At 67.6% G+C, this 24,620-nt stretch carries 24 protein-coding genes; 8 read left to right on the top strand and 16 right to left on the bottom strand.

Going from position 1 to position 24,620, the window contains the following annotated elements; genetic code table 11:
• The first annotated feature begins 96 nt into the window (after positions 1–96).
• The 3 genes from dalD (at position 97) to QZM72_RS17525 (ending at position 4,156) form a co-directional block, all read left to right on the top strand.
• Entirely contained in the window at positions 97–1,491 is a 1,395-nt protein-coding gene (dalD, locus tag QZM72_RS17515; RefSeq protein ID WP_301738743.1) for a D-arabinitol 4-dehydrogenase, read from the top strand.
• A gap of 105 nt (positions 1,492–1,596) precedes the next feature.
• On the top strand, positions 1,597–3,078 hold the full coding sequence (gene xylB / locus QZM72_RS17520) for a xylulokinase (protein ID WP_301738744.1): 1,482 nt from the start codon (positions 1,597–1,599) through the stop codon (positions 3,076–3,078).
• Positions 3,079–3,199: 121 nt separating this feature from the next.
• Positions 3,200–4,156: a sugar-binding transcriptional regulator gene (locus tag QZM72_RS17525; protein ID WP_034174431.1), complete on the top strand. Its 957-nt coding sequence runs from the start codon at positions 3,200–3,202 to the stop codon at positions 4,154–4,156.
• Between the two features lie 51 nt (positions 4,157–4,207).
• On the opposite strand, the gene QZM72_RS17530 is transcribed toward QZM72_RS17525, so the two are convergent.
• From QZM72_RS17530 to QZM72_RS17565, 8 genes are all read right to left on the bottom strand, one after another.
• Complete coding sequence (locus QZM72_RS17530) at positions 4,208–5,317, bottom strand: ABC transporter ATP-binding protein (protein WP_301738745.1); 1,110 nt, start codon at positions 5,315–5,317, stop codon at positions 4,208–4,210.
• Between the two features lie 55 nt (positions 5,318–5,372).
• Positions 5,373–6,101, bottom strand: a complete 729-nt coding sequence (locus QZM72_RS17535; protein WP_301738746.1) for an HAD family phosphatase — start codon at positions 6,099–6,101, stop codon at positions 5,373–5,375.
• Positions 6,098–6,949, bottom strand: coding sequence for a carbohydrate ABC transporter permease (locus QZM72_RS17540; RefSeq protein ID WP_089468318.1), 852 nt, complete (start codon positions 6,947–6,949; stop codon positions 6,098–6,100). The genes QZM72_RS17535 and QZM72_RS17540 overlap by 4 nt, the downstream gene beginning before the upstream one ends.
• Positions 6,946–7,899: a carbohydrate ABC transporter permease gene (locus QZM72_RS17545; RefSeq protein ID WP_089468319.1), complete on the bottom strand. Its 954-nt coding sequence runs from the start codon at positions 7,897–7,899 to the stop codon at positions 6,946–6,948. The genes QZM72_RS17540 and QZM72_RS17545 overlap by 4 nt, the downstream gene beginning before the upstream one ends.
• Positions 7,900–8,018: 119 nt before the next feature.
• Entirely contained in the window at positions 8,019–9,344 is a 1,326-nt protein-coding gene (locus QZM72_RS17550; protein ID WP_301738747.1) for a sugar ABC transporter substrate-binding protein, read from the bottom strand.
• A gap of 71 nt (positions 9,345–9,415) precedes the next feature.
• On the bottom strand, positions 9,416–10,780 hold the full coding sequence (locus QZM72_RS17555) for a D-tagatose-bisphosphate aldolase, class II, non-catalytic subunit (RefSeq protein WP_301738749.1): 1,365 nt from the start codon (positions 10,778–10,780) through the stop codon (positions 9,416–9,418).
• Positions 10,768–11,724, bottom strand: coding sequence for a sugar kinase (locus tag QZM72_RS17560; RefSeq protein WP_301738750.1), 957 nt, complete (start codon positions 11,722–11,724; stop codon positions 10,768–10,770). Before QZM72_RS17560 ends, QZM72_RS17555 begins: the two co-directional genes overlap by 13 nt.
• Positions 11,725–11,802: 78 nt before the next feature.
• Entirely contained in the window at positions 11,803–12,579 is a 777-nt protein-coding gene (locus tag QZM72_RS17565) for an L-iditol 2-dehydrogenase (protein ID WP_301738751.1), read from the bottom strand.
• Positions 12,580–12,909: 330 nt separating this feature from the next.
• Here QZM72_RS17565 and QZM72_RS17570 point away from each other — a divergent pair, with 330 nt between their 5' ends.
• Genes QZM72_RS17570 through QZM72_RS17585 form a run of 4 tightly spaced genes read left to right on the top strand, consistent with a single transcriptional unit; the run spans position 12,910 to position 16,012 of the window.
• Positions 12,910–13,371 carry a Fur family transcriptional regulator gene (locus QZM72_RS17570; RefSeq protein WP_124456414.1) on the top strand — a complete coding sequence of 154 codons (462 nt, stop codon included), beginning with the start codon at positions 12,910–12,912 and terminating at the stop codon, positions 13,369–13,371.
• 46 nt (positions 13,372–13,417) lie between these two features.
• Positions 13,418–14,329 carry a metal ABC transporter solute-binding protein gene (locus QZM72_RS17575; protein ID WP_089468324.1) on the top strand — a complete coding sequence of 304 codons (912 nt, stop codon included), beginning with the start codon at positions 13,418–13,420 and terminating at the stop codon, positions 14,327–14,329.
• Between the two features lie 17 nt (positions 14,330–14,346).
• Positions 14,347–15,237 carry an ABC transporter ATP-binding protein gene (locus QZM72_RS17580; protein WP_089468325.1) on the top strand — a complete coding sequence of 297 codons (891 nt, stop codon included), beginning with the start codon at positions 14,347–14,349 and terminating at the stop codon, positions 15,235–15,237.
• On the top strand, positions 15,230–16,012 hold the full coding sequence (locus QZM72_RS17585; RefSeq protein ID WP_089468786.1) for a metal ABC transporter permease: 783 nt from the start codon (positions 15,230–15,232) through the stop codon (positions 16,010–16,012). The genes QZM72_RS17580 and QZM72_RS17585 overlap by 8 nt, the downstream gene beginning before the upstream one ends.
• 24 nt (positions 16,013–16,036) lie before the next feature.
• Here the strand turns inward: QZM72_RS17585 and QZM72_RS17590 are convergent, their stop codons facing one another.
• From QZM72_RS17590 to QZM72_RS17605, 4 genes are all read right to left on the bottom strand, one after another.
• On the bottom strand, positions 16,037–16,723 hold the full coding sequence (locus tag QZM72_RS17590) for a hypothetical protein (RefSeq protein ID WP_179233430.1): 687 nt from the start codon (positions 16,721–16,723) through the stop codon (positions 16,037–16,039).
• A gap of 250 nt (positions 16,724–16,973) precedes the next feature.
• On the bottom strand, positions 16,974–17,822 hold the full coding sequence (gene fghA, locus QZM72_RS17595) for an S-formylglutathione hydrolase (RefSeq protein ID WP_089468326.1): 849 nt from the start codon (positions 17,820–17,822) through the stop codon (positions 16,974–16,976).
• A gap of 16 nt (positions 17,823–17,838) precedes the next feature.
• Entirely contained in the window at positions 17,839–18,945 is a 1,107-nt protein-coding gene (locus tag QZM72_RS17600; protein WP_089468327.1) for an S-(hydroxymethyl)glutathione dehydrogenase/class III alcohol dehydrogenase, read from the bottom strand.
• 213 nt (positions 18,946–19,158) lie between these two features.
• Entirely contained in the window at positions 19,159–20,640 is a 1,482-nt protein-coding gene (locus QZM72_RS17605; protein ID WP_301738753.1) for a xylulokinase, read from the bottom strand.
• Between the two features lie 439 nt (positions 20,641–21,079).
• Between QZM72_RS17605 and QZM72_RS17610 the strand changes: the two genes are divergently transcribed.
• Complete coding sequence (locus QZM72_RS17610; protein WP_179233431.1) at positions 21,080–22,453, top strand: nucleobase:cation symporter-2 family protein; 1,374 nt, start codon at positions 21,080–21,082, stop codon at positions 22,451–22,453.
• Between the two features lie 115 nt (positions 22,454–22,568).
• On the opposite strand, the gene QZM72_RS17615 is transcribed toward QZM72_RS17610, so the two are convergent.
• The 4 genes from QZM72_RS17615 to QZM72_RS17630 form a co-directional block, all read right to left on the bottom strand.
• Positions 22,569–22,988, bottom strand: a complete 420-nt coding sequence (locus QZM72_RS17615; protein ID WP_144030100.1) for a hypothetical protein — start codon at positions 22,986–22,988, stop codon at positions 22,569–22,571.
• A 57-nt stretch (positions 22,989–23,045) separates the two neighbouring features.
• Positions 23,046–23,570 carry a M35 family metallo-endopeptidase gene (locus tag QZM72_RS17620; RefSeq protein ID WP_306427125.1) on the bottom strand — a complete coding sequence of 175 codons (525 nt, stop codon included), beginning with the start codon at positions 23,568–23,570 and terminating at the stop codon, positions 23,046–23,048.
• Positions 23,452–23,889, bottom strand: a complete 438-nt coding sequence (locus tag QZM72_RS17625) for a PAAR domain-containing protein (protein ID WP_256979670.1) — start codon at positions 23,887–23,889, stop codon at positions 23,452–23,454. The genes QZM72_RS17620 and QZM72_RS17625 overlap by 119 nt, the downstream gene beginning before the upstream one ends.
• Positions 23,890–24,354: 465 nt before the next feature.
• On the bottom strand, positions 24,355–24,620 hold a 266-nt coding region (locus tag QZM72_RS17630), incomplete at its 5' end, for a TolC family protein (protein ID WP_201320108.1).

The following is a 24,620-nucleotide window of genomic DNA, read 5'->3' on the forward strand; positions in this document are numbered from 1 at the left end:
CCTTGACTTTCGCGCGCCCGAATACGATCATTCGCTCACACAAAGAGCAAATGATCGTATTCCACAGGATAGACAGGCACGAACAGGAGACACCGGATGAGCGAATCGTCCTCCGCCCGCGCGCCCGTGCTGCTGCACATCGGCGCGGGCTCGTTTCACCGCGCGCACCAGGCGTGGTATCTGCATCGCGTGAACGCGGCCGTGCCGGCCGACGAACGCTGGTCGCTGACCGTCGGCAACATCCGCGACGACATGCGCGCGACGATGGACGCGCTCGCCGCGCAGCACGGCGCGTACACGCTCGAAACCGTCACGCCGCAAGGCGAGCGCGCGTACGAGACGATCCGCGCGATCGCCCGCGTGCTGCCGTGGTCGATCGACCTCGCCGCACTGATCGACGCGGGCGCCGATCCGGCCTGCCGGATCGTGTCGTTCACCGTCACCGAAGGCGGCTACTACCTCGACGAACACAACCGGCTCGACGTCGCGAACGCCGATCTCGCCGCCGATCTGCAGGGCGCGCGCACGACGCTGTACGGCGCGCTCGCGGCGCTGCTCGCCGAACGCGTGAAGCGCGGCGCGGGCCCGCTCACGCTGCAAAGCTGCGACAACCTGCGCAACAACGGCGCGCGCTTTCGCGCGGGAATGCGCGAATTCCTCGAACGGCGCGGCGAAGCGGATCTCCTCGCGTGGTTCGATGCGCACGTCGCGACGCCCAGCGCGATGGTCGACCGCATCACGCCGCGCCCGACCGCCGACGTGCGCGAGCGCGTGCTCGCGGCCACCGGCGTCGACGACGCATGCCCGGTGATGGGCGAATCGTTCATCCAGTGGGTGATCGAGGACCGCTTCGCGGCCGGCCGGCCGCGCTGGGAATTGGCCGGCGCGGAACTCGTCGACGACGTGCATCCGTACGAGGAAGCGAAGATCCGCATCCTCAACGCGACGCACAGCTGCATCGCGTGGGCCGGCACGCTCGCGGGCTACACCTACATCCACGAAGGCACGCACGACGCGGCGATCCGCCGCTTCGCGCACGACTACGTGACGCAGGACGTGATCCCGTGCCTGAGCCCCAGCCCGCTCGATCTCGCGCGCTACCGCGACGTCGTGCTGGAGCGCTTCGGCAATCCGTACGTGCTCGACACGAACCAGCGCGTCGCGGCCGACGGCTTCTCGAAGATTCCCGGCTTCATCGCGCCGACGCTCGTCGAATCGTTCGCGCGCGGCGCCGCACCGGGCGCCACCGCCGTGCTGCCCGCGCTGTTCCTGCGCTTTCTCGAACGCTGGGCGCGAGGCACGCTGCCGTATGCGTACCAGGACGGCGTGATGGATGAAAGCAGCGCACGCGCGATCGTCGACGCCGACGATCCGGTCGTCGCACTGTGCGCGAGCCGCGCGCTGTGGGGCTCGCTCGCCGGCAACGCGGCGCTGTTCGAGGCGCTGCGCGCCGGGCTCGCGCGCGTCGACGCGTGGCTCGCCGCGCGTTGACGACGCGCGCGCCGGCGCCCGGCCGCGCTGCCGGGCGAACCCGCTTGGCACAGGCCGTGCGGCACGGCTAAAGTAGCGGCTCCTCACCGACCGAACGGATTGCTCATGTATCTCGGCATCGACCTCGGCACCTCGGAAGTGAAGGTGCTGCTGCTGGCCCCGGACGGCACGGTGGTCGGCACCGCGGGCTCGCCGTTTACCGTATCGCGCCCGCACCCGCGCTGGGCGGAGCAGCATCCGGACGACTGGTGGCGAGGCACGCTCGCCGCGCTCGCGGCATTGCGCGAACGGCATCCCCACGCGTTCGCACAGGTGCGCGGCATCGGCCTGTCGGGCCAGATGCACGGCGCGGTGCTGCTCGGCCGCGACGACCGCGTGCTGCGCCCCGCGATCCTGTGGAACGACATGCGCAGCGCCGACGAATGCGCGCTGCTGACCGAACGCGCGCCCGATCTCCACGCGCTGGCCGGCAACCTCGCGATGCCCGGCTTCACCGCGCCGAAACTGCTGTGGGTCGCGAAGCACGAACCCGACGTGTTCGCGGCCACCGCGTGCGTGCTGATGCCGAAGGACTACCTGCGGTTCCGGCTGACCGGCGCGAAAGTGTCCGACCCGTCGGACGCGGCCGGCACGCTGTGGCTCGACGTCGCGCGCCGCGACTGGTCCGATGCGCTGCTCGCCGCGTGCGGGATGACGCGGGAGCAGATGCCGCGCATCGTCGAAGGCAACGCGCCGTCCGGCACGCTGCGCGCGGACGTCGCCCGCGAGCTGGGGCTGTCGGAGGCCGTGCCGGTGGCAGGCGGCGGCGGCGACAACGCGACGAGCGCGCTCGGCATCGGCGCGATCCACGCGGGCGACGGCTTCGTGTCGCTCGGCACGTCGGGCGTGCTGAGCGTGGTCGGCGACCGCTTCATGCCGAATCCCGCGTCGGCCGTGCACGCGTTCTGCCATGCGATTCCCGATCGCTGGCAACTGATGAGCGTCGTGCTGTCGGCCGCGAGCTGCCTGCGCTGGGTCTGCAAGCTGACCGGCACCGACGAGCCCGCGCTGCTCGCCGAAGTCGAGGCGCTCGACCCCGACGCGCTCGCGGCGGCCCCGCTGTTCCTGCCCTATCTGTCCGGCGAACGCACGCCGCACAACGATCCGTACGCGCAGGGCGCGTTCTTCGGGATGACGCACGCGACCGAGCGCGCGCACCTCGGCTACGCGGTGCTCGAAGGCGTGACGCTCGGCCTCGCCGACGGCCTCGATGCGCTGCACGCGGCCGGCGTGGAAACCGACCAGTTGTCGCTGATCGGCGGCGGTGCGCGCAGCGCGTTCTGGGCGCAATTGATCGCGGACGCGCTGAACGTGCGCACGCAGCAGATCGGCGGCGGCGAAACGGGCGCGGCGCTCGGCGCGGCACGGCTCGGCTGGCTCGCCGTCGGCGGCGATCCGCATACGGTGCTGACCAAGCCGCCGGTGCGCGCCGAATACGCGCCGGACGCCGCCCGCCATGCGCGGCTGCGCGAACGCCTCGATGCGTTCCGCACGCTGTACCGTCACGTGCGGCCGCTGTACGAACCGTCGCGCGCACGGCTCGCGTAGGCACGCCCCGTCGCGCGGCCGGGCCGCCGGCCGGCCGCGCGACATGCGGTACAGTGGATGCCGTCATGCGGCCCGCCGGCCGGCCCGCGAAGCGGCCCCCCATCCGAACCGAATCGCTATCGTGTCCAAGTCCTCAGAAAAACTCGATCTCGCCACGCGCGCCGCGTGGCTCTATTACGTCGCGGGCGACACGCAGAACGAAATCGCCGAAAAGCTGCAGGTGTCGCGCCCCGTCGCGCAGCGCCTCGTCGCGTTCGCGGTCGAGAAGAACCTGATCCGCGTGCGCGTCGACCATCGGCTCGCCGACTGTCTCGACCTCGGCGCGCAACTGTCGAAACGCTACGGCCTCGCGATGTGCGAAGTGGTGCCGGTCGACGCCGATGCGCCCGACGCGATCGACCGCAAGCTCGCGGTCGCCGGCGCGCAGGTGATGGAGCGCTACCTGAACGAAACGCGGCCGATGGTGATCGCGGTCAGCAGCGGCCGGACGCTGAAGGCCGCGGTCGCGCAGATCGCGCAGATCGACCGGCCGCAGCACCGGCTCGTGTCGATGGTCGGCGCGATCGCGGCCGACGGTTCGTCGAACCGCTACGACGTCGCGCAGTACATTTCCGAGAAAACCGGCAGCAAGCACTTCCTGCTGCCCGCGCCGCTGTTCGCCGACAGCGACGCCGAGCGCGCGCAGTGGTGCAATCATCGGCTGTACCGGATCGTCGAGGCGCTGTCGGGCGAGGCCGACGTCGCGTTCGTCGGGATCGGCAACATCGGCCCGCACTGCCCGCTCTACGAAGACGGCTTCATCACCGAACAGGAGCGCGACGAGATGACCGCGCTCGGCGCGGTGGCCGAATTGCTCGGCGTGCCGATCGATGCGCAAGGTACGCAGATCACCGTGTCGACGAGCGCGCGCGTGACCAGCGTCGCGCTCGCCACGCCGCCGAAACTGCCGACGATCGCGTTCGCAGGCGGCCCGAAGAAACACGACGCGGTGATTGCCGCGCTGCGCGGCGGCTGGCTGTCGGGGCTCGTCACCGACGAAGCGTGCGCGCGTGCCGCGCTGGCCGCGAAGGCGGCCTGACGGCACCGTCGCACGGGCCGGCTCGAGCCGCGCACGCGCACGTGCCGTGCGTCACGCCGCCTTCGCGTGCACGCTCAGCCGCCGAAACGCCTGCCCGTTTTCGTCGAACAGATGACAGTGCTCGGCCTGCGCATGCACGCGCAGCGTGTCGCCGGTGCGGTACGTGTCGAGCGGCGGAATCCGCGCGATCAACCCGTCCGGCGCGACGGCCGACTCAGCATACAGATATGCGGCGTCACCCAGCGACTCGACGGCCATCGTGCGCGCGACGACGCCCGGCGCCGCCGCATCGACCAGCAGATGCTCGGGCCGCACGCCGACGGTCACCGCCGCGCCGCGCTGCAGCCCGGCCGCATCGACCGCGACACGTTGCGTCTCGCCGCTGTCGAAGCGCACGAGCACGCCGCCCGCATCGGCCGATTCGACCGTGCCCTTCAGGAAGTTCATCTTCGGCGAGCCGATGAAGCCCGCGACGAACTGGTTCGCCGGCGCGTGATACAGCGCGTTCGGCGTGCCGACCTGCTGCACCGCGCCGCCCGACAGCACGACGATCTTGTCGGCGAGCGTCATCGCCTCGACCTGGTCGTGCGTCACGTAGATCATCGTCGTCTTCAGCTCGTCGTGCAGCCGCGCGAATTCCAGCCGCATCTTCACGCGCAGCGCGGCGTCGAGGTTCGACAGCGGTTCGTCGAACAGAAACACCTTCGGCTTGCGCGTGATCGCGCGGCCGATCGCGACGCGCTGCCGCTGGCCGCCCGACAGCTGCTTCGGCTTGCGGTCGAGCAGGTGATCGATGTGCAGAATCTTCGCGGCCTGCTTCACGGCCTGGTCGATCTCGGGCTTCTTCGCGCCGGCGAGCTTCAGGCCGAACGCCATGTTGTCGTACAGCGTCATGTGCGGGTACAGCGCATACGACTGGAACACCATCGCGATGCCGCGCTTCGCGCTCGGCACGTCGTTGACCTTCGCGCCGTCGATCAGCAGGTCGCCGTTCGAAATATCTTCCAGGCCGGCGATCATCCGCATCAGCGTGGATTTGCCGCAGCCGCTCGGGCCGACGAACACGACGAATTCGCCGTCGGCGATGTCGAGGTTCACGTTGTGCAGCACTTCGGTGTCGTCGTAGCGCTTCGCGATGTTGCGCAGGAGCACGCTTGCCATGATCTGTCTCCGTTCGTTCGTGATGCGCCGCCAAGCCGGCAGCGCTGGATCGTTGCTAGTTCGGCAGCACCTCGCCCGTCGCCTGCCAGCGCGCGACGTAGCCGGGCAGCTCGTGCATGTCGTCGAATACGTGACGCGCGCCGATGCCGCGCAGCGCGTCGATCTGGGCGGCCGACGCATGCCCGCCGCCGATGAAGCCGAGCACGGTCATGCCGGCCGCGGCCGCGGCGGTGATGCCCGTCACGCTGTCCTCGACCACGAGGCATTGCGCGGGCACCGCGCCGAGCGCGCGGGCGGCTGCCAGATACACGTCCGGCGCCGGCTTCGGCCGCGCGACCGAATCCGCGCAAAACAGCCGGTCGCCGAAGAAGCGCGCGAGGCCGGTGCGCGCGAGCGCCGCTTCGACGTACGCGCGATAGCTGTTGCTCGCGCAGGCCGTCGTCAAGTCGATCGCGGCCAGCGCCGCGTCGATGCCTTCGACCATCGGCGCCTTCACGGCCGCCGCCTCGACCGCGCGGCGGATCGCGTCGACGTCGTCGTTCGTCAGCGCCCGACCCACCGCCTCGGACGCGCCGGCCAGCACGCGCTCGATGCGCAGCCCGAGCAACGGCATCACGGCCGGCCGCGCATCGACGCCCGGCCAGCGCGCGTCGAGTTCGCGCACGATCACGTCGGCGGCGACGGCCTCGCTGTCGATCAGCACGCCGTCGCAATCGCAGATCAGCACGTTCACGCCGTGACCGGCCACAGCCTTGCTCGCCGCGCCTTTGCCTGCGCCGCTCATTTAACCGCCCCGAACGTGAGCCCGCGCACCAACTGCTTCTGCGACAGCCAGCCGACGATCAGGATCGGCGCGACCGCGAGCAGCGACGCCGCGGACAGCTTCGCCCAGAACAGCCCTTCGGGGCTCGAGTACGACGCGATGAACACGGTCAGCGGCGCGGCGTTCGAACTCGACAGGTTGATGCTCCAGAATGCCTCGTTCCACGACAGGATCACGAGCAGCAGCGCGGTGGACGCGAGCCCCGGCAGCGCCATCGGCATCAGCAGGTAGACGATCTCCTGCCACGTCGACGCGCCGTCGATCCGCCCGGCCTCCAGGATGTCCTTCGGGATCTCGTTGAAATACGTGAAGGTCATCCACACCGCGATCGGCAGGTTGATCAGCGTGTACACGATCACGAGCCCCGACACCGTGTCGAGCAGCCCCGCGTTCTTCCACAGCAGGTAGATCGGCACGAGCACGCCGACCGACGGCATCATCTTCGTCGACAGCATCCACAGCAGCACCTTCTGCGTGCGATGGTTCGGGAAGAACGCCATCGCGTACGCGGCCGGCACCGCGAACAGCAGCGAGATCACGGTGACGCCGGCCGAGATCAGCACCGAATTCCACGCGAACGCGAAGTAGTTGCTGCGTGCGAACACCTCGCGGAAGCTGTCGAGCGTCGGCATGAAGAACAGCGACGACGCGTACGCCTGCTGCTCGGTCTTGAACGCGGTGATCGCCATCCAGAAGATCGGGAAGAACAGCAACAGCGCGATCAGCCACGCGAGCGTGCCGGGCAGCGCACGCCGCACGAGGTCGAATACGGCCGGTATGCGCCGGTTTTCCAAAGTGAGGTCGCTCATTTCTCGTACTCCCCCTTCAGGTTGCGCGCGAGCATCCGCACGAGGAAGAACGACACGACGTTCGCGACCACGACGGCGATGATCCCGCCCGCGGACGCAAGGCCGACGTCGAACTGCTGCAGGCCGAGCGCGTAGATCAGGTACGACAGGTTGGTCGTCGCGTCGCCGGGGCCGCCGCCGGTCGTCGTGTAGATTTCCGCGAAGATCGACAGCAGGAAGATCGTCTCCATCATCACGACCACGGCGATCGCACGCTTCAGGTGCGGCAGCGTGATGTAGAAGAACATCGCGATCGGGCCGGCGCCGTCGATGCGCGCGGCTTCCTTCTGTTCCTGATCGAGCGACTGGATCGCGGTGAACAGGATCAGGAACGCGAACGGCAGCCACTGCCACGCGACGATGATGATCACCGCGGTCAACGGGTAATCGGCGAACCAGTCGATCGGCGTCATCCCGAGCGCGCGCATCGCGTTCGCGACGAGCCCGTACACCGGATGCAGGATCATGTTCTTCCAGATCAGCGCGGAGACCGTCGGCATCACGAAAAACGGCGCGATCGCGAGCAGGCGCGCGACGCCCTGCCCGTAGAACTTGCGGTCGAACAGCACGGCCATCAGCACGCCGCCGATCACGGTGATCGCGAGCACCGCGCCGATCAGCACGAGCGTGTGCCAGATCGCGGGCAGGAACGACGGATCGGTCGCGAGGAAGCGGTAGTTGTCGAGCCCGGCGAAGCCCTTCACGTCCGGGTTCAGCAGGTTGTAGCGCGAGAACGAATACCAGATCGTCATCGCGAGCGGAATCGACATCCACAGCAGCAGCACCGCGACGGACGGCGACACGAGCCAGCTCGCGCCGCCGCGCGCCCGGCGCGGCGCACCGGGCGGCGACGACGCGTCGCCGACCGACGGCGCGTGAGCGTGACTCAGGGGAAGACGCAGGTGACGCATGACGGAGTCCCTCCGGTTGATGCGCGGGCGCGAACGCGAACGGCCTGCCCGCCTGTCGGCCTCGCCGGCCCGCGCCGTGTGCCACGGCGCACGACGCGGGCCGCGCGACGGCTTGCGCGTTACTTCTTGTAGCCGGCCTGCCGCACCGCGCGGTCGGCCGCGGCCTGGCCCGCGGCGAGCGCCTGGTCGACCGTCATCTGGCCCGCGACCGCGCCCGCGATCGACTGGCCGACCACCGTGCCGAACGACTGGAACTCGGGAATCCCGACGTACTGCACGCCCGTGTACGGCACCTTCTTCAGCGACGGATCGTTCGGGTCGGCCGTCTCGATCGCCTTCAGCACGAAGTCCGAGAACGGCGCGGCGGCCTTGTACTCGGCGCGCTGATACGTCGACGTGCGCGTGCCCGGCGGCACCGACGCCCAGCCTTCGTCCTTGCCGACCATCTCGATGTACTGCTTCGACGTCGCCCACGCGATGAACTTGCGCGCGGCGTCCTGCTGCTTCGACGTCTTCGGCACGGCCAGCGCCCACGCCCACAGCCAGTGCGAGCCCTTCGGCGTCACGGCGACCGGCGCGGCCGCGAAGCCGATCTTGTCGGCCACCTGCGACTGCTGCTTGTTGTAGAGCATCCCGGCCGCGACCGTCGCGTCGATCCACATCGCGCACTTGCCGGATGCGGTCAGCGTCAGGTTCTCGTTGAAGCCGTTCGAGCTCGCTCCCGGCGGGCCGTCTTTCCTCAGCAGATTCACGTAGAACGTGATCGCCTTCTTCCATTCGGGCGACGTGAGCTGCGCGTTCCACTTCTCGTCGAACCAGCGCCCACCGAACGTGTTCACGACGGTCGACACGTACGCCATGTTCTCGCCCCAGCCGGCCTTGCCGCGCAGGCAGATCCCGTAGGTGCCCTTCGACTTGTCGGTGAGCTTGTCCGCGAATTCGGCGATCTGGTCGTAGGTCGGCTGGTCGGGCATCTTCAGCCCCTTCGCCGCGAACAGGTCCTTGCGGTAGAACGTCATCGAGCTTTCCACGTAGAACGGCAGCGCGTACAGCTGGCCGTTGTACGACAGGCTGTCGCGCGCGGTCTTCACGATGTCGTTCAGGTCGTAATCGGCCGGCAGCCCGGTGATCGGCGCGAGCCAGCCGCGCTTGCCCCACTGCGGCGTTTCATAGGTGCCGATCGCCATCACGTCGAACTGGCCGCTGCCGGTCGTGATGTCGGTCGTCGCGCGCTGGCGCAGCACGTTCTCCTCGAGGATCACCCAGTTCAGCTTGATGTCGGGGTTCGCCTTCTCGAACGCCGGCGACAGCTTCTTCAACTCGATCATGTCGGGGTTGTTCAGCGTCGCGATCGTCAGCGTGCCGGCGGACGCCGCGCAGGCCGCCGTCGCGAGCGCGGCTCCGGCGAAACAGCGTGCGGCGGCGTCGAGCATCTTTCGTTGCATGGCATGTCTCCTGTGATTGTTCGAAATGTCGTCGGTCCTGCGTGGTGTTGCGTCGCTTCCTTCGCGGCCCGTCATGCCGGCCGCTGCATCCCGCACGCGCGCGCATAGTGCGCGATCACGTCGCGTATCCGGTGGCGCACCCATGCGCGCGGTTCCTTCGCGAGGCCGCCCGCGCGGCACGCCGCGTAGACGTCCGGCAGCCACTGCGCGACGAGCGTTTCCGGCACCGGCTGCCGCGCGAGGTTGTCGAACAGCTGCTCGACCGCGGCCGCGACGGCCGGTTGCAGCCAGTAGTAGCGGATGCGGTCGCTGTAGCTGAACTGGCGCGCGAGCCGCTGCGCGGTCTCGTCGCCGCGGTAGTACGGCGCCCAGTGTTCGGGCTGCTCGCGCATCGCCGCATCGACGACGTCGCGCAACCGCGAGCGCTGCGCGCCGTCGTCGATCAGTGCGTCCTCGATGTACGTCAGCGCGAACAGCGCCTCGCGCAGCGCGAACGTCAGCGCGGGGCCGACCTTCAACACCGCGAAATGGTCGCGCACGAGCGCGGCAAGCGCGGCTTCGGTCTGGTAGTCGGTCGAATGCGCTTCGAACACGAGGCGCGGTGTCTGCAGGATACTCGCGCCGAGTGACGCCGCCTTGGCGCTGTCGTAATCGAGCACGTGGCGATCGTCGAAGTCGACGCCCGGCTGCGCGACGATTGCGACCACGCGCGTCCACGCATCGTCGAGCCCGGCCGCCGCGAACGCGCGGCGGTGCGCGTCGAGCGTCGCCGCGATGCTCTCGCTGCGCGTGACCGCGATCTGCGCGATCGCGTCGCCGCTCGCTTCGTTACCGGCCTCGCCGCTCACTTCGCCGCCCGGCGTCGGCACCTCGGTGCCGATCACGTAGACGGGCGCGATCCCGGCGCGCGCCGCCGCGTCTTCCGCGACGCGGCACAGCTCGGCCGCGCGCGCGGCGATCGTACGATCGTCGAGCCGCGCCGGATCGCCCGCGCACGCCATGCTCGCATCGAGATGAATCTTTTCGAAACCGGCTTCGACGTAGGCCGCGACCATCGCGGCCGCTTCGCGCATCGCGTCGGCCGCGCGGCGGTGCCGCCACGGGTTCGGGCCGAGATGGTCGCCGCCGAGCACGAGCGCCGACGGCGCGAGCCCGCAGCGCGCGGCGATCGCATCGACGTCGCGCCGGAAATCGGCGGGCGTCATGCCCGTATAGCCGCCGAGATGGTTCACCTGGTTGCAGGTCGCCTCGATCAACAGCGGCGAGCCGTCCGCGCGCGCGGCTTCGCACGCGGCCTCCAGCACGAGCCGGTGCGCACTGCAGATCGAATAGATGCCGCGCTGCGCGTCCGCGCGGTTCGCGTCGAAGATCATCCGCAGCACGGTGTCCGCGTGCGCGGTGCGCGTGCGCTCGGCAACGGTCGTCAGGCCGGACATGCGATACCTCGTTCGGTCAGGAAGCGGTCGATCTCGGCCGCGCTGCTGTTGCCTTCCATCGGGCCGCGCCGCGTGACCGCGATCGCGCCGGCCGCGTTCGCGCGGCGCAGCGCGACGTCGATCAGCACGCCGGCGACGAGGCTCGCGACCAGCGTGCCGCCGAAGCAGTCGCCGGCGCCGGTCGGATCGACTTCGTCCACCGGAAATGCCGGCGCTTCGACCCGGTTCGCGCGGTCGAACGCGACGCTGCCTTGCGCGCCGCGTTTGAGCACGACGCGCTCGAGCAGCGGATGCGTCGCGAGCAGGCCCGCGATCGCGCGCTCGGCCGGCTGCGGCCCGCAAAAGAACGGCAGGTCGGCTTCGCTCGGCAGGAACAGGTGACACGCGGCGAGCATCTCGTCGAGCGCCGCGCGCATCGGGCGAAAGCTCAGCATTTCGGGCCGCACGTTCGGATCGAACGACACCTTGGCGCCCGCGCGCGCGGCCTCGATCACGCCGCGCTGCACGGCCGCGATCGCCGATTCGCTCGTCAGCGACGAACCCATCACGTGGAAGTAGCGGCAGCCGTCGAACATCGCGGTGTCGACGTCGGACGCATCGACGCACGCGGCCGCACTGGTGGACAGCGTGAAGACGAAGCTGCGCGAGCCGTCGTCGCGATACGCGACGAACGCGGTGCCGGTCGGGCGCGCGACGCGGCGGATGCGCGCCACGTCCACGCCGTCGCGTTCGAGCCGCGCGACGATCGCATCGCCGAACGCGTCGCGGCCGACGCAGCCCGCATACGCGACGCGTGCGCCGAGCCGCGCGGCCTGATCGGCGAAGATCGCCGGCGCGCCGCTCGGGAACGGCCCTTCGAACAGGCCGGGCGTATCGAAACCCTGGCCGCGCGCGGCGGCGACGAATTCGGCCAGCAGTTCGCCGGCGACGACGATCTCGGCCATCAGGCGAGCCCTCCTCGTTCGACGGCGGCCGCCGCTTCGCGGGCCGGCCAGCGCGTGGCGCGTGCGAGCGGCGGCATTTCAGCTCATCCAGTTGCCGCCGTCGACGTTCAGCGTCTGGGCGGTGATGTAGTCGGCGTCCGCCGACGCGAGGAACAGCGCGGCGCCCGTCAGGTCGCCCGGCACGCCCATGCGCCCGAGCGGCACGGCTTCGCCGACGAGCCGCTTCTTCTCGCCGAGCGGCCGGTTCTCGTAGCGCGCGAACAGCGCATCGACCTGCTCCCACATCGGCGTGTCGACGACGCCCGGCGCGATGCCGTTCACGTTGATCCGGTGCGGCGCGAGCGCGAGCGCGGCCGACTGCGTATAGCTGATCACCGCGGCCTTGGTCGCGCAGTAGTGCGACACGAGCGCCTCGCCGCGACGGCCGGCCTGCGACGACATGTTGACGATCTTGCCGCCGCGCCCCTGCTCGACCATCCGCTGCGCGACGGCCTGCATCAGGAAGAACAACCCTTTCACGTTGACCGAGAACAGCCGGTCGAACACGTCCCACGATTCGTCGAGGAGCGGGCGCATGTCGAACAGCGCCGCGTTGTTGAACAGGATGTCGACGCCGCCGAAGCGCTCGACCGCCGTCGCGACGATCCGCTCGATGTCGTCGCGGCGCGTGACGTCGGCCGTGACGGCCACCGCGCGGCCGGGATGGGCCTCGATCAGCCGCGCGAGCGAGCCGCCTGCCGGCTTCACGTCGACGAGCACGCAGCGCGCGCCCTCGTCCAGATAGCGTTGCGCGACCGCCTCGCCGATGCCGCTTGCGGCGCCCGTCAGGATCGCGACCTTGTCTTCCAGTCTCACTGGCTGTCTCCGGTTCGTTCTTGCTGCACGACGGTCGAGAGGTGAGCGAACGCTCTCTGACCGATCAATTGCTCTGTTAGTGATCGAATGATCGGATACGCGATACGCGCTGTCAAGACGACGCGACGGCTTTCTATGACGCGCTGCGGCACGGCGGCGCGCGACGACGCCCCGCCGCGCCCGCACTGCAAGGCGAGACGCGCACGGTGCGGCGCAGTGGCATCGGCGATGAAGGGGACGGACGGAGGACGAAAAACGGATTTCGCGCTGCACGGCGCGACGATACGTTATATCATCGCGATACTGTGTTTCATCGCCCTGCTTCACGCCATGGCTACCTCATCGTCCATTGACGCCCGGCTGTCCCGGGCCGACGCATTCGCCGCCGAGCACGGGCTCGCGTGGACGCCGCTGCGCCGCCAGGTCTACGAACGCGTGCTGGCCGCGCAGCGCCCGATCGGCGCGTACGACCTGCTCGCCGAGCTCGAACCGCAACGCGGCCGCGTGCCGCCGACGACCGTCTACCGCGCGCTGGATTTCCTCGTCGAGCACGGCTTCATCCACCGGATCGAATCGAAGAACGCGTTCCTCGCGTGCTGCGAGATCGGTGTGCCGCACGAAGGCCAGTTCCTGATCTGCGATTCGTGCGGCGATACCGTCGAGATTCCCGGCGGCGACCTCGCGAAGCAGTTGTCCGCGAGCGAGCCCGCGCATGGTTTCGAAGTCCACCACCAGGTCGTCGAGCTGAGCGGCCTGTGCGGGCACTGCAAGCGCAAGCCCGCGCAGCGCTGACGCCGCATCGTGCGGTGCACGCACCGCCCTTCCAACGAGGAGTTCCATGTCCATTGCCCTGAAGCGCGCGCCGCGGCGCGCCCTGTCGCCTGTCCGCTGGCTCGCCGCCGCCGTCGCCGCGCTATCGCTCGCCGCGCCCGCGTTCGCGCAGGCCGCCACCGTCAACGTCGTCGCCGCCGAGAATTTCTACGGCGACGTCGCGTCGCAGATCGGCGGCCGCCACGTCGCGGTCACGAGCATCCTCAGCAATCCGGACCAGGATCCGCACCTGTTCGAAGCGAGCCCGAAGACGGCCCGCGCGCTGCAGCACGCGCAGGTCGTGATCTACAACGGCGCCGACTACGATCCGTGGATGGGCAAGCTGCTCGGCGCATCGAAGCAGGCGAAGCGCGCGACGATCGTCGTCGCCGAGCTCGTCGGCAAGAAGGCCGGCGACAACCCGCACCTGTGGTACGACCCGGCGACGATGCCGGCGGCCGCCCGCGCGATCGCGGCCGAGTTCGGCCGCGCCGACCCGGCGAACAAGGCCGAGTACGATGCGAACCTGCAGAAGTTCGTCGCGTCGCTGAAGCCCGTCGACGACAAGATCGCCGCGCTGCGCGCGAAGTACAAGGGCGTGCCCGTGACGGCCACCGAGCCCGTGTTCGGCTATATGTCGGACGCGATCGGCCTCGACATGCGCAACCAGCGCTTCCAGCTCGCGACGATGAACGACACGGAGGCAAGTGCGCAGGACGTCGCCGCGTTCGAGAACGACCTGCGCAAGAAGCAGGTGCGCGTGCTGATCTACAACAGCCAGGCCGAAGAACCGATGACCAGGCGCATGCTGAAGATCGCGCACGACGGCGGCGTGCCGACCGTCAGCGTCACCGAGACGCAGCCGGCCGGCAAGACCTTCCAGCAATGGATGATCGGCCAGCTGGACGCGCTCGGCAGCGCGCTGTCGGCCGGCAAGTAATAGATAACCGTCACGACATGACCGCCACTCCCCACGCCCTCGCCGTCGATCGCGTCACGCTCGAACTGGGTGGCCGCACGATCCTGCGCGACGTCAGTTTCTCGATCGAGCCCGGCGAATTCGTCGGCGTGCTCGGGCCGAACGGCGCGGGCAAGACGACGCTGATGCGCGCGGTGCTCGGCCTCGTCCCCGTGTCGGCCGGCACGCTGTCGGTCGGCGGCGTGCCGGTCGCGCGCGGCAACGCGTCGATCGGCTACATGCCGCAGATTAGGAGCGGCCTCGCGAACCGCCGGATGCGCGGCTACGATTTCGTCGCGATGGCCGCCGACGGCCATCGCTGGGGCTTGCCGCACACGAACGCGGCCACGCGCCGCGACGTCGATCGCGTGCTCGACCTCGTCGGCGGCCCGTCGCTCGCGCGCCGGCCTCTGTCCGAACTGTCGGGCGGCGAACGGCAGCGGCTGCTGCTCGCGCAATGCCTGCTCGGCACCCCGAAGCTGCTGCTGCTCGACGAGCCGCTGATCAGCCTCGACCCGAACCACCAGCGCGGCGTCGTCGAACTCGTGCGCAACGTGCAGCGCGAGCTCGGCATCACCGTGCTGTTCTCCGCGCACGAACTGAATCCGCTGCTGAACGCGCTCGACCGCGTGCTGTATCTCGGCAACGGCGTGGCCGCGCTCGGCACCGTCGACGAGGTGATCACGAAGCCCGTGCTGTCGCGGCTCTACGGATCGCCGATCGACGTGATGCGCGTGAACGGCAAGATCTTCGTGATGTCCGGCGACGTCGAGATCGAGAAGCACGATCACGAACACGAGGACGACGACGGCCATTCGCACGGCGGTGGCGGCGGCCACGGCCATCACCACCACGGACACGCTCATCCCGGGCATTCGCACGATGTTTGAATACGACTTCATGATCAACGCGTTCGCCGCGTCGGGGATCGTCGCGGTGCTCGCGGGCATCGTCGGCTATTTCCTGGTGCTGCGCGGGCAGACCTTCGCCGGCCACGCGCTGTCGCACGTCGGTTTCACCGGCGCGACGGGCGCGGTGCTGCTCGGCCTCTCGCCGATCTGGGGGATGGTCGGCTTCACGCTCGCGGCCGGAATCGGCATGGGCGCGCTCGGCGAAAAGCTCGCGGGCCGCGACGTCGCGATCGGCGTGATCCTGTCCGGCGCGCTCGGCTTCGGCCTGCTGTTCCTGCACTTCTACACGTCGTTCGCGACACAGGTCACCGCGCTGCTGTTCGGCAACGTGCTTGCGGTCAGCCACGACACGCTCGCGGTGCTCGCGGGCATTGGCGCGGTGAGCCTCGCCGCGCTCGCGCTGATCGCGCGGCCGTTGTTGTTCGCATCGCTGCAGCCCGAACTCGCCGAAGCCAAGGGCGTGTCGCTGCGCACGGTGTCGATGCTGTTCCTCGCGGTGTGCGCGCTCGCGGTGGCCGCGGCGACGCAGATCGTCGGCGTGTTGCTCGTGTTCACGCTGCTGGTGGGGCCGGCCGCGGCCGCGCAGAACGTGTCGACGCGACTGTCGACGGGTGTGCTGCTCGCCGCGCTGTTCGCGCTGTTCGAGGCGTGGGCCGGCATCGTGCTCGCGTATCACACCGACTGGCCGACGAGTTTCTGGATTACGGCGCTGTCGGCGCTGGTGTATGGCGCGAGCTTGTTGCGGCGGGCATGATGTGTTGCATGCGTGCGGATGGCGTTACGAGATCGCCCTCCATGCGCACACAACCGTTGCCGCGAGGATCAGGAACCCGATCCAGGGTTTGGCACCTGCGGCACCGGCTCTCTTGAGCAACACGACCTGTGTGATCGCAACGACCATGAGCAACGCATAGCTGACAAGTATATGGTCGCCAGCTTCGTCCTTGATCGCGTCGACCGCGACGGATGGATCGATTTCATGCATCCACGCATACTTGCTTCCGGTGATCGTGATAACGACGAGCAATCCGATGACGCATGCAACATGAATGACGAAGCGAAGGAGACGAGCCATGTTTGCATCCCGATGCATTATTGGATGAGTCGAGCGAAGCGCGGCCAATATTCCGAGTGTTTGCGCTGCCGTGCGAAGCTGCATGCTCACCGGGCCGAACGATGTCATCGCTGGATGACGTGTCAGTGTCGGATGCCTGTCGACGAACGGCGGACCGCTCCAGTCGAATGTGCGCACTTCAAATGCAACGCGATCGATGAATTCAGGGTCGCCGCCGACCTCGATCCAACATATACCCGCGAGCATTTCCCGGGGTAGGCGGTTTCGCCCCGCTGCGGCCCGGATATGCGACTTGTTGTGCATGATCCAGGCATCCTTGAACGCCTGGATGTATTTGATGCCGCCATTCCACCGCTCGGGCGCAAGTTTCCACGCAAACAGATTGATCAACCCCCGCTTCGGGGAGTTTTTTGATACCTCGCATACCCTGTCGCCCATTCAGGTCAAAGGCTCACTCGAACAAATTTCACCACGATTAAATCGTCGATCATTATTCGGCGAATCGATTCGACTTCCTATAGAACGAGTAAGAATTTGCGACGGCAGGTGTTTTTTTCGGGCGGATGCCCCGGTGGAATGCGTAACGGAGGATGACGGCCACGTCGCCCGTTGAAGCGCAACGACGTGGCGTCAGGGACGGCTACCGCGCCAGCACACGCGCATGATGCGCGAGGTGATCGGCGATGAACGTCGAGATGAAGTAGTACCCGTGGTCGTAGCCCGGATGACGGCGCAGCGTCAGCGGCTGGCCGGCCTTCGCGCACGCGGCTTCGAACACGTCGGGGTTCAACTGGTTCGCGAGGAACTGATCGGCGAGCCCCTGATCGACGAGGATGCCGTCCGCGAACTTCGGCGCATCGGCGCGCGCGACGAGCTCGCTCGCGTCATGTGCCTTCCATGCATCGCGATCGGCGCCCAGATAGCCCGAGAATGCTTTCTCGCCCCACGGGCAGCGCGTCGGCGCGGCGATCGGCGCGAACGCCGACACCGACCGGTACAGGCCCGGATGACGCAGCGCGAGCGTCAGCGCGCCGTGCCCGCCCATCGAGTGGCCGAAGATGCCGAGCCGCGCGCCGTCGATCGGCAGCTCGGCCACGACGAGCTCGCGCAGCTCGCCCGTCACGTACGACTCCATCCGGTAATGCGTCGACCACGGCGCTTCGGTCGCATCGACGTAGAAACCCGCGCCGACGCCGAAGTCCCACGCATCGGTCTCGCCCGGCACGCCCGCGCCGCGCGGGCTCGTGTCGGGCATCACGAGCGCGATGCCGTGCTGCGCCGCGTATTGCTGCGCGCCGGCCTTGATCGCGAACGTCTCGTCGGTGCATGTGAGCCCCGCGAGATAGAACAGCGCCGGCACGCGATCCTGCGCGGCCTGCGGCGGCAGGTACACCGAAAACTTCATCGGCAGGCCGATGGCCGCCGAATCGTGACGGTAGAAACGCTGCTCGCCGCCGTGGCACGCATGCGAGGAAACGAGTTCGAGCATGGCGATGTGCTCCCGGTCAGTACAGCACGACCGAGCGGATCGACTCGCCGGCCTTCATCAGGTCGAAGCCTTCGTTGATCCGCTCGAGCGGCAGCGTGTGCGTGATCAGGTCGTCGATGTTGATCTTGCCTTCCATGTACCAGTCGACGATTTTCGGCACGTCGGTGCGACCGCGTGCGCCGCCGAACGCCGAGCCCTTCCACTCGCGGCCCGTCACCAGCTGGAACGGACGCGTGCTGATTTCCTCGCCCGCCGCCGCCACGCCGATGATGAACGACTGGCCCCAGCCCTTGTGCGTGCATTCGAGCGCCTGGCGCATCAGCTTCACGTTGCCGACGCATTCGAACGAGTAGTCGGCGCCGCCGTCGGTCAGCTGCACGATGTGGTCGACGACGTTCTCGACTTCGTTCGGGTTGATGAAGTGCGTCATCCCGAACTTCCTCGCGAGCTCGACGCGCTTCGGGTTGATGTCGACGCCGATGATCTTGTCCGCGCCGACCATCTTCGCGCCCTGGATCACGTTCAGGCCGATCCCGCCGAGGCCGAACACGACCACGTTCGCACCGGCCTCGACCTTCGCCGAATACACGACCGCGCCGACGCCCGTCGTCACGCCGCAGCCGATGTAGCAGATCTTGTCGAACGGCGCGTCCTCGCGCACCTTCGCGACCGCGATCTCCGGCACGACGATGTAGTTCGAGAACGTCGACGTGCCCATGTAGTGGAACAGCGGCTTGCCGTCGAGCGAGAAGCGCGACGTCGCGTCCGGCATCAGGCCCTTGCCCTGCGTCGCGCGGATCTTCTGGCACAGGTTGGTCTTGCGCGACAGGCAGAACTTGCACTCGCGGCATTCGGGCGTGTAGAGCGGAATCACGTGATCGCCCTTCCTCACGGTGCCGACGCCGGGGCCGACGTCGACCACCACGCCCGCGCCCTCGTGGCCAAGGATCGCCGGGAAGATCCCTTCCGGATCGGCGCCCGACAGCGTGTAGTAGTCGGTATGGCAGATGCCCGTCGCCTTCACTTCGATCAGCACTTCGCCGGCGCGCGGCCCTTCGAGATCGACTTCCTCGATCGTCAGCGGCGCACCGGCCTTCCATGCAATCGCGGCTTTCGTTTTCATCGTGTCACTCCTGTGTGTCTGTGAGATCGGCCCGGGCCGGCGCGTCGACGCCGGCCGGGGTGTCATGCAAAGCGTCGAATCCGTGCCGCGTGGCACGGCGCAAGAATATCGTGCTCGCCATGATGGCGGCTCCCGCCGCGCATCGCGTGCGCGAAACGGTCGCCGGCTTGCCAGGATGCGTCATCGCTGACGCAAAAGAACAAGTGCCCGAGTTTAAACGCCCGTCGTGAACCATGCATCCGTGCGGGCGTACAGATCGACGAAGCGCGCGTGGCGCGCGGCCAGCAGGCAGTCATCGCGCGGCGCGGCGACCGGCGACGCGCTCGGCGCCAGCGCGCGCAACGCATCCTCGCGCCAATGCCCGATCGCGACGCCCGCGAGCAGCGCGGCGCCGCGCGTCGCGGCGTTCGGGCAATCGATCGCGTGCAGCGACGCGCCGAGCGCGTCGGCGAGTAACTGGCGCCAACGCGGATCGACCGAGCCGCCGCCCGCGAGACGCAGCGTCGTCACCGCGTCGCGGCGATCGGCGTCGCGGATCGCATCGAGCCCCGCGCGCAACGCGAACGCGACGCCTTCGAACGCGGCGCGCATCATCGCGCCGCGCGTGTCGCCGAGCCCGAGGCCGAGCCAGCCGCCGCGCGCATCGGGGTTCATCCACGGCGACCGCTCGCCGGTCAGGTACGGCAGAAAACACAGCCGTTCGGACGCCGGCTGCGCGAACGCATCGTCGTACGCGTCGGCCCATCGCGCGTAGCCGAGCCAGCCGCGCACGGCTTCGAGCGCGAGCCCGACGTTCTGCATCGCCGCCATCGTGTAGTAGCCGCCGCCCGTCGCCGCACGATAGCGATGCAAGCCGCGCCGCGCGGGCGGCAACGCATCCGCGAGCACGACGATCTGCCCGCCGCTTCCCGTCGTCAGCAGGGCATCGCCTGCCGCGACCAGCCCGCTGCCGAGCGCCGCGCACGCGGTATCGGCCGCGCCCGTCGCGAGCGGCACGCCGGCCGGCAGGCCAAGCGCGGCGGCGGCCTGCGCGCCGAGCACGTCGCAGCGCGCGGTGGACGCACGAACCGGCGCAAAGCGGTCGGCAGGCAGGCCGAGCGTGTCGATCAATGGGCTGTCCCACGCGCCGTCGGGCGTCGCGAGCGCCGTTGCGCACGCGTCGCTCGGATCGGCGGCGACGTCGCCGCCGAGCGCGATGCGCAGCCAGTCCTTCGGCTGCACGGCCCAGCGCGCGGCACGCAGTGCGTCGGGTTCATGCGTCGCCAGCCAGCGCAACAGCGGGCCCGCCATGCCGGGCGCGACGGGGTTCGGGGCGACGGGGTTCGGGGCGACGGGAAATCCGGCGGCGGACGATCCGGGGGCTGGCCAGCCGGCCGCGTCCGCTTCGCGCACCGCGCGCGTGTCGGGCCACAGCAGCGCGGGCCGCACCGGCTGGCCGGCCGCGTCGATCAGCACGACGCCATGCATCTGGCCCGAAAAGCCGATCGCCGCGACCTGCGCGCGTTCGTCGGCCGGCAGCCGCGCGGCCGCGCGCACGAGCGCCTGCCACCACGCGTCGGGCGCGATTTCCGCCCAGCCGGGCCGCGGCGACGACAACCCATAAGGTTCGCTCGCGACGGCCCGCTCGACGCCGTCGGCATCGAGCGTGACGAGTTTGACGGAGCCGGTGCCGAGGTCGATTCCGAGCAGGCGCATGACGTGAAGAGGATTCGTATGAACGGATGCCGATGATAACGGGATCGCGATGTGCGCCCCGCTTTTTGCCACCGCTTCGACGCATCGAATGTGCGGTCGGGCCGCCGCGTTCCATCGGGCGGCACCTTGCACGCAAAAGCGACCGTTCGCGGGTTAACCCGGCACGATTTGCACACACCGCTTTTTGCCACTATGCGGCCCACCCGATACACACCATAAAGCACCCCATATTTGACAGGGGGGCCGGCGCTATTTTGAAGCGCTATAAAACCGGTACACCTCACTCCCGCGGCAGTTTCCCGATGATCGCCCTCCTCTTCCATATCGAAATGGCATATCGAACCAGCAAAGAGCGGAATAGAACCCAGTGCTCTTGTTGCATGGATTCATTCCGAATAACTTCGTATCACCCCGAAAACAAGATCATGGAGTGAGACAGATGCAATCGAACACGGTCCATCCGTGCGATGAGGTGCTGCCGACCGGCAAGCTGGTAACGCTTGGTCTGCAACACGTCCTCGTCATGTACGCCGGCGCCGTCGCCGTGCCGCTTATCGTCGGCGCGGCGCTCAAGCTGCCGAAAGACCAGATCGCGTTCCTGATCAGCGCCGATCTGTTTTCCTGCGGCATCGCCACGCTGATCCAGACGCTGGGCCTGTGGATCTTCGGGATCCGCCTGCCCGTCATCATGGGCTGCACGTTCGCGGCCGTCGGCCCGATGATCGCGATCGGCACGAACCCCGGCCTCGGCATTCTCGACATCTTCGGTTCGACCATCGCGGCCGGCATCATCGGCATCGTGCTCGCGCCGATGATCGGCAAGCTGCTGCGGTTCTTCCCGCCCGTGGTCGTCGGCACGGTGATCGCCGTGATCGGGCTGTCGCTGATGGAAGTGGGCATCAACTGGGCGGCCGGCGGCGTCGGCAACCCCGAGTACGGCAGCCCCGTCTATCTCGGCCTGTCGCTGCTCGTGCTCACGCTGATCCTGCTGATCAACAAGTTCGGCCGCGGCTTCGTCGCGAACATCTCGGTGCTGCTCGGCATCGTCGCGGGCTTCGCGATCGCGTTCGCGATCGGCCGCGTGAACACCGACGGCGTGGCGCATGCGCCGTGGGTCGGCTTCGTGATGCCGTTCCACTTCGGCCTGCCGCACTTCGACCCGCTGTCGATCGTGACGATGGTCACGGTGATGTTCGTCACGTTCATCGAATCGACCGGCATGTTCCTCGCGGTCGGCGACATGGTCGATCGCCCGGTCAACCAGGAGCGCCTCGTGCGCGGCCTGCGCGTCGACGGCCTCGGCACGCTGATCGGCGGCATCTTCAACTCGTTCCCGCATACGTCGTTCTCGCAGAACGTCGGCCTGATCGGCGTGACGGGCGTGAAGAGCCGCTTCGTGTGCGCGACGGGCGGCGTGATCCTCGTGCTGCTCGGGCTGTTCCCGAAGATGGCGCAAGTCGTCGCGTCGGTGCCGCCGTTCGTGCTCGGCGGCGCAGGCATCGTGATGTTCGGGATGGTTGCCGCGAACGGCATCAAGGTGCTGTCGAAGGTCGACTTCGTGAACAATTCGCACAACCTGTTCATCGTCGCCGTGAGCGTCGGCATGGGCCTCGTGCCGGTCGTGTCGCCGCACTTCTTCTCGAAGCTGCCGCCCGCGCTCGCGCCGATCCTGCACAGCGGCATCCTGCTCGCATCGGCGTCCGCCGTGATCCTGAACATCGTGTTCAACGGCGTGAAAGGCGAAAAGGATGCGCGCTGCGAGATTCGGCGCGCGGGACACGACTTCGACGGGCGGGCCGCCGATTCGCACTGACGGACACCAGGCATGCGTCGGCTCGTGACGGGCCGGCGCTTGCTGCATGGTGCGTAAAAGGCCGCTTCACACCATCGAAATGTGCAGCACTGCGCGGCAGATCGCAGCCAGGACCTCATTTCCCTTGGCAGGGGCATTCATGCGGGCAACCGGGAAGGAAGTCGATTTCTACTCGTTGGCCATTATCCGGCACACCGTTCAGATGATGCGACTTATAAAGCCTGGCATCGACGTCGATAGGGGCTCGACCAAGCCTCAATGTGACTAGCAGCCCCTTGACACTTTCCGCGCGTTGCTGCGCCAGCACGCTCGGCTGTCTTTCGTCAGCTTCGGCAAGGCCACCGACAGACGTACGATCAAGATTGGGATATTTGAGTTGAAGGTCTATCGCCCAATTGGCCAGCTTGATGAGCTCATCGCCGCGCACTTTGGCAGAATCTCTTTCAAACGAAACATCAAGTGTATGAACCGGGGAGCAGGCGAATGTCCCGGTCGAGAAAAACGCCAGCGCAATGCAGGCCAGTCCTTTTACCATATCGATTTTCCGTTGGACCCGATCAGATTCAACAAGGAACACCCCGCCACGTCACCTCTAATCCTCATAGACAATATACCCGGCAATGCTATCCGCATTATTGATTGCGAGATCGGGGCGCGCCCGAGCCAATACCAAGCACTCGCGCATGAAATATTGATGATCCTGAGCGCCAAAAGTGTCGGCAAAATGAGTGCACTCATGAATCAGTGTCGATAACATCGAGTCCTTCGCGCTGGATATGGGACGCATCCCGCAAAAATTCTCATGGATACAAATAGTATGTGTAGCAGTGTCGGGGCCGCAAACATGAGCGACGGCACCATCAGGGTCCTTGTTATTCGGCGTACAACCAAGATATCGATCAAGCTCCTCTGATTGACGAACAAAGTTTCCAGGCTTGAGATCGCGCATCACCCGACTTACTCGTGCGAGGCCGCCTGTCAGACGTTGCCGAATCGTTTCATCGCTTGAGCCAAACCACGTTGCGACGCGTTGACGTTCGACCGCCCCCCACTTGCGCAAATCTACGAGCCGCACGTCGATCATTTGTACGGCTCTGTCGCGTAACGTTAGAACCATACGGCAATCCCTCGGCCGTTTCGCCGGCTTGTATGTGAATTCCCCACAACCGCTGAAGCGTTTCGACGATACGATCACCGTTGCTCAACCGGCTACCCACCAGCGCAAACGGCTTGTCGCTGCAAATCGCATATTCGCCTGCGCCATCCATAATGACGGCCTCGCTGCCATCCTCGTAAGTGACGACATCGCCAACACGGGCAACGACAAGCCCGGCGACTGTCAGGCCGCTGGTAGCATTGGTTACCCGCCCACCGCGCTCAGTGAGCGCCCCGATGGTGGCAAAAAGATGGGTCGGTGCAGTCTGCTCGCTCTTCATCCGGATTTCCTTTCTCGACAATGGGTGAGGAATGCTCCATGCGAAATTTGCGCGGACGAGAAAGAAGAATCAATCAGACAAATTCGAATTTTGTACAGCTAATTGTTATAAGCACCGTTCAACAGCAAATGGGCCTACAGCCGCTCGCTTCCATCGAGCCGTGATCCTGAACATCGTGTTCAACGGCGTGAAAGGCGAAAAGGATGCGCGCTGCGAGATTCGGCGCGCGGGACACGATTTCGACGGGCGGGCCGCCGACGTGCACCACTGATCGCCCCGCGCCGGACGACGGCGCGAAGCGGTAACGACGAACGCCACGGCATGCCGTGGCGTTTTGCTTGATTCCCCGCGCGATTCGACAGCGCAAATGAAAACGCCACGAACTTTCGTCCGTGGCGTTTTCGTTTCCGCGTACAGCCGGTTCGAAGCGCAAGCGCGATAAGCCGCGCCTGCCCTTCGCCGTGCCTACCCGTTCGTCGCCGTTGCCGACGCAGGCGCCGGAGCCGCCGCCTTGTCGTAATCGACCGGCGCATCCGGCGCGCGCGGCGCTTCGCCTGCATGCTGGATCCACCCGCCGCCCAGTGCACGGTAAAGGTCGACCAGATTCGTCCAGCGCGCCAGGCGCGCGCTGATCAGCGACTGCTGCGCCGAGTACAGATCCGTCTGCGCGGTCAGCACCGACAGATAGCTGTCCACACCGTTCTTGTAACGCAGGTCCGACAGGTCGAAGC

It is taken from the genome of Burkholderia sp. AU45388 (assembly GCF_030481585.1).
Classification (GTDB): Bacteria; Pseudomonadota; Gammaproteobacteria; order Burkholderiales; family Burkholderiaceae; genus Burkholderia; species Burkholderia sola.